This is a genomic window from Nonomuraea sp. NPDC049784 (assembly GCF_040659615.1).
GTDB lineage: Bacteria > Actinomycetota > Actinomycetes > Streptosporangiales > Streptosporangiaceae > Nonomuraea.
This window is the reverse complement of sequence record NZ_JBFAMX010000362.1, coordinates 1-10,172: the sequence shown is the minus strand read 5'-3', so window position 1 is coordinate 10,172 and position 10,172 is coordinate 1. Positions and strand designations below refer to the sequence as shown.

General features: G+C 65.6%; 11 protein-coding genes and 1 pseudogene. 2 read left to right on the top strand and 10 right to left on the bottom strand.

Features of this window, described 5'->3' with window-relative positions; translation table 11 throughout:
• Positions 1-113: 113 nt before the first annotated feature.
• The 3 genes and pseudogenes from AB0J09_RS42995 to AB0J09_RS42985 all read right to left on the bottom strand — a co-directional run.
• Positions 114-268: pseudogene (locus AB0J09_RS42995) on the bottom strand (IS701 family transposase); the annotation flags it as partial.
• A gap of 153 nt (positions 269-421) precedes the next feature.
• A complete protein-coding gene (locus tag AB0J09_RS42990) occupies positions 422-1,633 on the bottom strand; it encodes a VCBS repeat-containing protein (RefSeq protein ID WP_360704501.1) in 1,212 nt (403 codons plus the stop codon).
• Entirely contained in the window at positions 1,534-2,049 is a 516-nt protein-coding gene (locus AB0J09_RS42985) for a transposase (protein ID WP_360704498.1), read from the bottom strand. Before AB0J09_RS42985 ends, AB0J09_RS42990 begins: the two co-directional genes overlap by 100 nt.
• 233 nt (positions 2,050-2,282) lie before the next feature.
• On the opposite strand from AB0J09_RS42985, the gene AB0J09_RS42980 reads away from it, so the two are divergent.
• Entirely contained in the window at positions 2,283-2,786 is a 504-nt protein-coding gene (locus tag AB0J09_RS42980) for a hypothetical protein (RefSeq protein ID WP_360704495.1), read from the top strand.
• 228 nt (positions 2,787-3,014) lie between these two features.
• Here the strand turns inward: AB0J09_RS42980 and AB0J09_RS42975 are convergent, their stop codons facing one another.
• From AB0J09_RS42975 to AB0J09_RS42955, 5 genes are all read right to left on the bottom strand, one after another.
• Positions 3,015-3,167 (bottom strand): hypothetical protein, encoded by a 153-nt coding sequence (locus AB0J09_RS42975; RefSeq protein ID WP_360704492.1) that lies wholly within the window; start codon positions 3,165-3,167, stop codon positions 3,015-3,017.
• Positions 3,168-3,372: 205 nt separating this feature from the next.
• Positions 3,373-3,885, bottom strand: coding sequence for a group II intron maturase-specific domain-containing protein (locus tag AB0J09_RS42970; RefSeq protein WP_360704489.1), 513 nt, complete (start codon positions 3,883-3,885; stop codon positions 3,373-3,375).
• Positions 3,839-4,522, bottom strand: a complete 684-nt coding sequence (locus AB0J09_RS42965; RefSeq protein ID WP_360704486.1) for a reverse transcriptase/maturase family protein — start codon at positions 4,520-4,522, stop codon at positions 3,839-3,841. The genes AB0J09_RS42970 and AB0J09_RS42965 overlap by 47 nt, the downstream gene beginning before the upstream one ends.
• A 200-nt stretch (positions 4,523-4,722) precedes the next feature.
• Complete coding sequence (locus AB0J09_RS42960) at positions 4,723-4,884, bottom strand: hypothetical protein (protein WP_360704484.1); 162 nt, start codon at positions 4,882-4,884, stop codon at positions 4,723-4,725.
• Positions 4,885-4,956: 72 nt separating this feature from the next.
• Positions 4,957-6,345 (bottom strand): MFS transporter, encoded by a 1,389-nt coding sequence (locus AB0J09_RS42955; protein ID WP_360704481.1) that lies wholly within the window; start codon positions 6,343-6,345, stop codon positions 4,957-4,959.
• Positions 6,346-6,636: 291 nt separating this feature from the next.
• Between AB0J09_RS42955 and AB0J09_RS42950 the strand changes: the two genes are divergently transcribed.
• Positions 6,637-6,939: a DUF1905 domain-containing protein gene (locus AB0J09_RS42950; protein ID WP_360704478.1), complete on the top strand. Its 303-nt coding sequence runs from the start codon at positions 6,637-6,639 to the stop codon at positions 6,937-6,939.
• A 263-nt stretch (positions 6,940-7,202) separates the two neighbouring features.
• Here the strand turns inward: AB0J09_RS42950 and ltaE are convergent, their stop codons facing one another.
• Positions 7,203-8,207, bottom strand: a complete 1,005-nt coding sequence (gene ltaE / locus AB0J09_RS42945) for a low-specificity L-threonine aldolase (protein WP_360704475.1) — start codon at positions 8,205-8,207, stop codon at positions 7,203-7,205.
• A 1,280-nt stretch (positions 8,208-9,487) separates the two neighbouring features.
• On the bottom strand, positions 9,488-10,069 hold the full coding sequence (locus tag AB0J09_RS42940; RefSeq protein WP_360704504.1) for a DUF1801 domain-containing protein: 582 nt from the start codon (positions 10,067-10,069) through the stop codon (positions 9,488-9,490).
• Positions 10,070-10,172 lie beyond the last annotated feature (103 nt).

The window sequence follows — 10,172 nt, the reverse complement described above, 5'->3', positions numbered from 1 at the left end:
GTCAAGGTCACTGTCTGAAAGATCCTGTTCTCGCCCTGCTTGAGTCACAGAAGACTACTTCGTCCCCAGGTCTCACGAGAGTCTGACAGAGAGGGGTCCCAGCGGGCGGTGCGCAGCAGCCGCTGCAGCTTCTGGGACCGGCCAGCCCGGCGTGCTCGGCCAGGTTCCAGCAGTTCTTGCGGTCGAGGTCGGCCAGCAGTCCACGCACGTACGCATTCGCCGCGCGACGTGGTTCGATGCGGCCGATCCGTCCGGCGATCCGGGTCATCAGCTCGTTGGAGATGACCATCCAGCCATCAGGGTCTACGCTGTGGCTCGTGGCCACACGATCTTTGGTTGTCTTCACAAACTCCGAATGATCACGCGGTGGCCGTCGCCATGTGACCCCAAAGGTTCAAGATCGCCAAGTGTCACTGGAGTACTAGCCGAGGACCTGGCCGCCGCTTTTCGATGTGACCTCCTTGACCTTCCCGGTGGCCGGATCGTAGATCGCCACGCCGTTCTTGTCTGAGGACGGGCCGAAGACGAGGTGCGAGCCGTAGAACGCCACCGGCCAGATGCCGGTGAACAGGAAGGGGATCGAGCGCTTGTCGCGCGGCTTGAGCGGGATGACCTCCACCGAATCGCGCCAGGCCACGGCCAGGCTGCCGTCGGGCGCCGCGGCCAGGGCAGCGTCCTGGTCCGGGTCGAAGTCCTGGCGCACGCAGGCGCGGCACCTCTCGGTGTGCCAGGGGCCGTTGTGCGCCCAGATCTGCAGCAGGCCGCAGCGGCCGGATACCGTGGCCCAGCGGCCTCCCGCTCCCGGCACATAGGCGACCTCCTGGCCGACGCGGCAGGTGCCTTGCCCGTTGTGCTTGCTGGCGTCGAGTTCGTCCGCCCGCACATCGGAGATCACCGTGACCGCTCCCGGTGCGTCGAGGGAGTCCTGCTCTCCCATCGCCTGGCGGCCCGCGCCGTCCGTACGCTCACCCGGCGCCCCGACGATGAGCTGGACGCGGCCGTCCCACAGCGGCCCGATCGCGACGCTGGAGCCGAACTCGTCGCCTTCTTCGCTGTTACCAGGGATGCCGGGCGATTCCTGGATGATCCTGCGGAGCTGCTGCGGCTTGCCGGTGTAGGCGGCGCCCCCGCCCCACAAGCCGTCGACCGTCTCAGCCGGAGCGCCGATGGCCAGGAAGCCGTCGTAACCGGCGACCGACCAACCGAAACTGCCGTACGAGGTGGGATGGGGAGCCTCGATCTTCAAGGGGGGCGCGGCGTTGCCGCCGTACACGATGTAGACGGCACCCGCCGAGGGCACGCCATTCACCGGCGTGCCCGGCGCGCCGACAATGAGGTCGGCGCACTTGTCGTCGTTCACCCTGGCCAGCGCGACCGCGTGGCCGAGATCCTTCAGCACCGCACCGGGGACGGTGATCGGGACGAGGCGGTCGCGGGTGAGCAGATGGACGCTGCCGCCGTCCCGCTGCCCAACGGCTACGTCGTCGGCGCCGTCGCCGTCGAAGTCGCGCGGCGTGGCTCTGTCACAGATCGCTAAGGCCTTCGCCGGACGTTGCGCTGTCGCCTGGGGAGCCTGCTCACAGGCGGTGAGGGCGAGCAGCAGGGCCAGCACGGGCGCTGATCGTCGGACCATGGGGCTACATCGTGCCGAACCGTGACGGCGCCTACAAGATCCTGGCGGCAGGGCGCCGGTTCAGCACCCAGCAGGTCATTTAGCGTGCCCCTGTTGACGAAGCCGGTCTCATTGGCGATCAGCACCCCGTCCGGGCCGAGCCGGTCGACGACGAAGTCCCGGACGTCATCGCATACCACATCGACGTCCCAGCGCACGGTGCGCAGCAGCCGCTGCAGGTTCTGCGGGCCGATCAGCCCGGCGTGTTCGGCCAGGTTCCAGCAGTCCTTGCGGTTGACATCGGCCAGCAGCCCGCGCACACAGGCGCGTGCGGTGCGACGCGGTTTGACCCGGCCGATCCGTCCGGCGATGCGGGCCATCAACTCGTCGAAGATGACCATCCAGCCGTCAGAGTCTGCGCTGCGGCTCGCGGCCATCGCACGATCTTTCGTTGTCCTCGCAAAACTCCGAATGATCACACGGTGGCCGTCGCCATGTGACCCCGACCCTCAAGATCGCGAAGTGTCACTGGAGTACTAGGCTCAACCCCAGGTCAAAGGCCGCTTCCCGTGATCGGGAAGTGGCCTTTTCGATCTTGTACAGCTGCAAAGTACAGCTACACGCTCAGCTGAGGTAGCACGGCAACCAACCAGTCCACGATCATGTGTACGTGGCGATGCTCCGGTTATTGGCGATCGGCCTTCTCAGCGGTGTCGTAGCGGTGCCGTTCTGGTCGCTGCCACGTGGCGACGGTTTCGAGCACGCGCGGTTCGCCGTGCTCACGGCCCTGGGCATGGGCCAATTCCTAACGGTTCCCGTCGGGTTGGTGGTCGGGTTCGTGCTGGCCGCCATGGGCTCGTGGACGCGTCCTCCTGGCCATGTCCTGGGTGCGATCACGACCGCGTTCGGAGCGATCGTCGCCACCCAGGCCTGGCCCACGATGAGCTGGATCGACGGACGACCGTCCGGACTCGGCGATCCAGACGGCGAGTCCGTCATAGCGTTTCTGGCCTTCGCTTCTGGTGCGGTCACAATCCTCGCCGGCCTCTCCATCGTCTTGATTCGATGGTCTGGCTACGAACCGCAAGCCACCCGAGGGCGTCAACGGGGTCCACGTAGATACGGCAGGACGAGACGTCGGCGCTTGCCCCACGCGGAAGGCCATTCCCCGTGATCGAGGGAATGGCCTCATTGGCCTTCGCCGCTGCCCCGCCTGTCGGGAGCGCAACATCGTGCGAGAGGACGACTTCGTCTGCGTCTTCTGCGGGAGCGACCTGCCTGCGCTGTGGAACGTGGACCCATCCGGATAGGGCCCGGGAGCAAACCGACCGTTAAGCGCTCCGCCAGGCGTCGGTGACGCAGGACTCCTCGAAGTGCCACCAGCCATCCATCCGGCCGCGCGTCAGCAGCGCCTTGATCTGCCCAAGGTCTGCGTCAGCGGGTACGGTGAGGCGACCAGGGGAAGCCCTGAGCTGAAGGATTCCCCGCCGAGGCCGAACGGGGCCAACTGCTCGTGCACAGCCTGTGCGCTGCGCCCCAGCGGTCCATTGGGCACTGGCAGGACCCGGACGGTGCAGTTGCCTGACGCTTCCACCCGCCGTCTCGATCAGCCGAGCAACTGATTACCCCGTCTGAAAGGCGGAAGGGCCAGGCTGTTGGGTCGGACCGAAGCGCGGTGTCAGCCTTGCGGCTGATCCGTTTCTCCGGCCCGCCCTCCGAACCCGGCGTGCGACTTTCACCGCACCGGGCTCTCCACAGGTTCATGCCACTGGAGATGGTTCTGTTTGCCGTGACCAGGGTGTCGGGATGTCCCAGGCGCGCCGGCGATACCGGATGACCGGGATCGATGCCGCGTCCAGCAGGACGATTCCCTGTGCGGAGATCTCCCAGCTGTTGTTGAGCAGCCAGGTCCGTATCTTCCGCCACGACATGCCACCGTGCCGCTTGCGCAGCCACCAGTAGAGGCGGTGCCAGACGTAGTGGCCCAGGTGGCTGAACGTCCGCTTGGACGAGCCGTGCCGGAAGAAGTTGCACCAGCCCCGAATCACCGCATTCACGCGGATCAACAGGGTTCTCAGGTCAGGCTGCCCTGGGTGGATCAGCGCCCGCACCTTGGCGATCACCGTGTTGATCGCCTTCTTGCTCGGATAGGTGTAGACGGTCCACTTCAGGGTTCCGCGTTTGCGGCGCCGCTGGATGTGATGCCCCAGGAAGACGAACCCGTCATCAATGTGGGTGACCGAGGTCTTGGCCTCCAACAAGCGCAAGCCCATCGGGGCCAGCACCGCGGCCGCCTGCTCCCTCAACTGCTCGGCGTCTTGGCGGGGTGCCGTTGACCATGGCGACCCAGTCGTCGGCGTAGCGGACCAGCCGCCAGTTCGCCACCCCACGTTGACGCCGGTTATCGCGCTGCCGGACCGTGACCATCGCCTCCTGGTGCTCGGCCATGAACCACTCATCCAGCACCGACAAGGCGATGTTGGCCAGCAGCGGGGACAGGATCCCACCTTGCGGGGTTCCGGCGCTGGTCTGCTCCTGCCGGCCGAGTTCGGTGAGGATCCCGGCCTTGCAGAACGCCTTCACCAGCGCCAGCACCCGCTTGTCCCCGACCCGGCTGCGCACCCGGTCCATCAGGGCCGTGTGCGAGATGGTGTCGAAGCACGCCTCGATATCCGCCTCCAGCGCCCACTCATAGCGGTGAGAGCCCATGTGGTGGATCTCGGCGATCGCGTCGTGCGTGCGCCGGTTCGGGCGAAACCCATACGAGCACGGCGCGAAACCGGCCTCGAAGATGGGTTCCATGACCAGCTTCAGCGACGCCTGAACGACCCTGTCGGCGAGCGCGGGAATGCCCAGACGGCGCTTCTTGCAAGTGCCGGGCTTGGGGATCAGCCGTTCTCGAACCGGCAAAGGTTGGAAGGTACGCGAGCGCAACTGCTCGCGTATCCCGTTCAGGAACGCCTCCTCGCCCCACCCGGCAGGGATATCGCGCGGTTGGCACCTCGCGAGGCATCGGACCTGTGGTTCACGTGAGTCCTACCTCGGGGACAGGCTCGTGATCCAGGTGTCGTGATCTTGCTAACGCGGGTGCTAACAGCGGCCTTGGACGATCATGGACGCTCATGGATGACTAGACCCTTGCGGCGCGACTTCACCGTCTTCGTGTTGCCCTTCTTGCGCACTGATCGCCAGACGTACATTGCGAACTCCCGATGCTTCCAGCCGATCTCGGGGACAGGAAGCCACGCCTGGCGGCTCTCGTCGAAGGCCACGACGTGAGACCACGTCAACGCGCGTACCTCTTCCGTACGAGAGCGAGCGCAAGCAGACTCCGTCGGGAAATGTCAGCGTGCGGCGCCGCCCCCGATGGACTCCCCGGCCGAGTGAGGCAGCCGCACCGCCTCGATGACGGCGACCACGATCAGGAGAGCGACGGCAACGAAGGCGAATGGGTACGAGTCCGATGTCCCCACGGTGTGGACGCCTGCTTGGAGGGCCAGTACGCCCACGGCGACGCCCAGGCCTTGCGCCAGTTGCTGGATCGTCCCGGCCAGAGTGTTGGCGCGGCTCATGTCCGACTGATCCACGTCGGCGAACGCGATCGTGTTGTACACGGTGAAACCGATGGAGCGGAAGACGCCGCCGAGCAGCACCACGACCGCGGTGATCGCCAGTGGGGTCGTGACAGTGAGCACACCGCATGCCGCGATGCAGATGACGGCGGCGGACGTCGCCCAGATGAGCACCGTCCGGAACCCGAAGCGACGCAGCATCGGCGTCGTGAGCGGCTTGATCCCCAGGTTGCCGATGAAGACGAAGAGCACCATGGCGCCGGCCTTGACGGGGCTCCAGCCGAACCTGTCCTGGAACATCAGCGGGAGCAGGAACGGCACGGCGTTCACCGCCATGCGGAACAGTGAACCGCCGGCATGCGAGACCCGGAACGTCTGGATGTTCAACGCTCCCAGGTCGAGCAGCGGATGCGCCGTCCGCCGCAGGTGCCGTACCGCGACGACGGCCGCGCCACAGCAGGCCGCCACGAACAGCGCGACGATTGACCAGGGCACCCGCTGTGCACCGACGAGGGTGGCGGCGTAGACCAGGCAGCCAAGCGTGGCGGCCGACAGTAGCGCACCCCAGGTGTCGAACGGAGGGCAGGCGACGCCCGGCAGTCGTGGCATGACGCGGGCACCGACCACGACGGCCATCACGCCCAGCGGCACGTTCAGCAGGAAGATCCAGTGCCACGAGGCGTAGGACACGAGTAATCCGCCCAGCATGGGCGCCACGATCGGAGCGACCAGCGCAGGCCACGTGAGATAGGCGATCGCAGTGATCATTTCCTGTTTGGACGTCGTACGCAGCACCACCAGCCGGCCGACGGGAACCATCATCGCTCCGCCGACCGCCTGCAGCACCCGCATCACCAGCAGCTCGGTCAGGTTCGTGCTGGCCGCGCACAGTGCGGACGCGGCGGTGAACACCACGATGGCCGCCAGGAAGGTACGGCGGGCGCCCCAGCGATCCGCGACGTGACCCGACACGGGGATGAGCACCGCGAGCGTGAGGAGGTAGGCGGTCACACAGACGCCGATGTCGGAGGACATGACGCCAAGTGACCGTGCCATTGCGGGCGCGGCGGTCGAGATGATCGTGCCGTCGAGGTTCTCCATGAAGAAGGTGCCTGCGACGAGCAGCGCGACTGGGCGGGACAGACGCGCCTCAGGGGTCAACAAGGTTGGGGAACAGCAATGGACGGACCAGTCACGAAGTGCGCCCACCCGGCACCCGCTGAGTTGTCCGATGCCGAAATCATTATCACAGCGGACAAAATACTGTAAGCACCTCAAAACGGGTGAAGTCCCCCTGGGGCGCATCCCCGCCGACCAGGGTTGGTGCATGATCACCAACTTGGCAGCGGGTGTGTTACGGCCGGAGAGCAGGCGGATTCGGCCCGCTGGGAGCGCTTGGTGCGCGCACACAGACCACCCAGGACTGTCGGACCCCAGTGTCATGATGAACTCGTGGTGGTTGTTTTCGACGCCGCGCTGTGGACAAGGGATGCCCGGCGCGCCGACACTTGGACCTTCGTTAGCCTGCCTACCGAGGCATCCGAGGAGATCCGTGACCTGGCAGGAGGACCGCGTCGCGGCTTCGGTTCGCTGCGCGTGCGGGTCACGGTCGGCGGGAGCACATGGAAGACCTCGATCTTCCCGGACAGCGCGCGTGGCAGCTACGCGCTGCCCATCAAACGTGCTGTCCGCACGGCCGAAGCCCTCGACGCAGGTGACATCATGACCGTAACCGTCGAGCTCATCGACTTTTGACCACCGGGGCGACAAACCAGCATCAGCGCACGATCAGCGACATGTGAGTGCGTTGGCTGCGGTCGGCGGATGCGCGTGCCTCACCAGTTCGGGGTTCGGCAGGCCAGGAACGGTTCACTGGCCAGCCGTTCTCGGGTGGCTGCCCTGTGCAAAGGTGCGGGCGGTGTCGAGGCGTGGGCGCCGACCGTGTCGTCCGGCAGCGATGGACCACGACCAATAGCTGATCGTCGTCGACCCCCGCGCAGCAACATCCGCCGCGGCGCCTATTCAGCGAAATACTCCTTCACCGCCGACACGAACATATCGATGTCCGCGCGCTTGACATCCATATGCGTGACGAGGCGTGATGCGTACAGCATCTGCGTGAGAATGCCCCGCTCTTTCAGCGATGCATCGAGCGCCACGCAATGCTCCTGCGGAAACTGCGCGAACACCATGTTGGTCGCTTGCGATTGCACGCGGACCTCATCGATTTCCGCGAGCCCACGCGCGAGATGCTCGGCGTTCGCATGGTCTTCCGCCAGGCGATCGACGTTGTGTTCGAGGGCGTACAAGCATGCCGCCGCAAGCAGTCCAGACTGCCGCATGCCGCCGCCCAGCATCTTGCGCCAGCGGCGCGCGCTCTCGAGCAGGGCGGTGCTGCCGACCAGCACCGAACCGACAGGCGCCCCCAAACCCTTCGAGAAGCAGATCGAAACCGAATCGAACGGTGCACAAAGCGCGGCGATCGATTGCCCCGACGCGACCGCCGCATTGCAAACGCGCGCGCCATCGAGGTGCGTCGCGAGACCGCGACTCTTCGCCAGCGTGACCGCTTCGGCAACAAACCCGGCCGGCAGTACCTTCCCGCCGATCGTATTTTCGAGCGCGAGCAAGCGCGTGCGTGCGAAGTGATCGTCGATCGGCTTGATCGCGGCGGCGATCTTGTCGATCGGCAGGGAACCGTCCGCGGCGTTTTCGATCGGCTGCGGCTGAATGCTGCCGAGCACGGCCGCGCCGCCGCCTTCGTTCCTGTACGTGTGCGCCAGTTGGCCGACGATGTATTCGTCGCCGCGGCCGCAATGCGCCATCAACGCGGCGAGGTTACTCTGCGTGCCGCTTGGAAAGAATAGACCCGCTTCCTTGCCGGCGCGCTCGGCGACGGTCGCTTGGAGGCGCAGGACGGTGGGGTCGTCGCCCCACACGTCGTCACCTACTTCGGCCGACGCCATCGACGCCAGCATCGCCGGACTCGGACGAGTAACGGTATCGCTGCGCAAATCGATCATGTCAGTCCCTTCCTGTGAATAACGTCAAGGACCCGCAGCAGCTCAAAGCGCTCGTGCGGGCCAGATGACGGGATCACAGGAGTGTAGTGCGATCCGACAATACGCCTTTAAGCGGGTCAAACCTGTCAAGCATCCTGAATGGCATGAGCCTGCTCCTTTAAGGATGCGGTGGGGAGCGGTGACCCCCTCGACGTCACCCTACGAGTAGACCGAGCAGCCGGACGTGGGGTCCTGGGCTCGAACTCCCCTACCAGAGCCTCGGCCCGTGCGCAGGATCCGGGTGGGTCCGGCCAGGGCGTCATCAAGCTCGACGAGCCGCTGGGCGGTCGCGTGGTGTTGGACGCGACAAGCGGGCTCCCCGTCCTGTGTCGTCGCGCGCACAACACCTGCCATCTGGGAACGGGTGACGCCCTCCCCGTCCGCCCCGGAAAAGACGTGACGACTTGGCGGGCGCGAACCCATACGCAAAATGATCAAGGGAGGCACGGGTGCTGACCAAGGCGTTTAAGCAGATCAAGGCCATAGCTCAAGCTGAAGGATCATCGCTCTCCCAAAGCGGGTGCCGCGGGTTCGAAACCGCGGGCACTCGTCAACCAGGCCGAGCGCTCCTTCATCCGGGGATTCTCCGAAGCCATCCAGTGATCTTGTGCATCTGCCTGCTGACTACCGACGAGTACCGGGTCGTACCAGCCGTGGGCGCCTTCGACCAACTCCGGGAGCTGACATGGCGACAAGCTGTCATGACACCGGCCGACTACTTATCCGAGGCTGTTCGAGCAAGAGGAACATCTGGCGACGGCCACCAGACGGATATTCCCCTCGGTGGCCTGAACGGGGCTGCTATCGCTGATGCGATCCCAAACGCCGGGTTCTGGCCGACGGACCCATCCCCAGGCTGGAGCGAACACGTCGGACTCGCTCATGTGATCACACGCGCCCGGCAGGTGAGCCATCCTCCTAGAGGAGATCAGGATCGTGTCCGGCGCGAACCTCGCCCATCGGATCGGGCCGGCGGCGCTTGGCGTCCGGCGTGGCGCATCAACCCCGGGTAAGGCACATGCACAGCCCTCACCGACGATCAAGTCGCACCGACCACAACGCTCCATGCGCCTCTCCCACCACTTGGAATCCTCAAGAGCCTATGACGACCGCATCGAGGTCGGGGTCCTCTAGCGCCGCGTGAGTCCATGTGTGGGCTACGTCGTTCGTCGTCAGCGGTTCCTCTGCTGGCGCTTCATCGCTGGCCCATGCGTCACCACCCCTGGTGGCGCCTTGTTCTGCTAGCCAGCGTCCCCTCCGTGTGAAGTTGGCGGAAGAGGGATGCGCCGACCTGCGACATGGCAGGTTGATCCGGACGGTTTCGGCTGAATTCGTTCAGGTCTTCTCGTCGGTGACCGGGCGTGCGGTGCCCGAGTCTGCTCAGTTTCCGCGATGCAATGTTGTGGCTCAGTTTCGGAGTCATGGGATTCGGCTATTGTCCAGCGGTTGCTGGCCCGGTCGACGCCCTTGTGCACCCGCACCGTGCGGTCGATGAGCTCGCGCAGCGCGCTCTCGTCGACGTCGTCGAGTCGTTTCAGGTAGAGGCATCCCCTTCCGGTCTTGTGCGGACCGAGCCGGGCGAGCACTGATGCGTGCCGCTCCTCGAACCCACCCACCAGGTAGACGACAAGATGCTGTTTGCGTGGCGAGAAGCCCGCCAAGGGCCAGTCACCCGTGCGCCCACTCGCGTAGGTGTAGCGGTAGCTGCCGAAGCCGACGATGCTCGAGCCCCACATCACCGCAGATTCACCGATCACCTCGCACAGAATCGTGCAGAGGCGCTCCGCGTCGCCCCGTCGGCGTTCGTCGGGGACTGCGGCCAGGAAATCGTGGTCACGTCCACGGACGTGGTGTATGAATCGATCTTCGCGTGATCCTGTTTCTGCAGGTTAAGCGGTAAGTGTCTGCGGGAGCGGGTTGGGGACC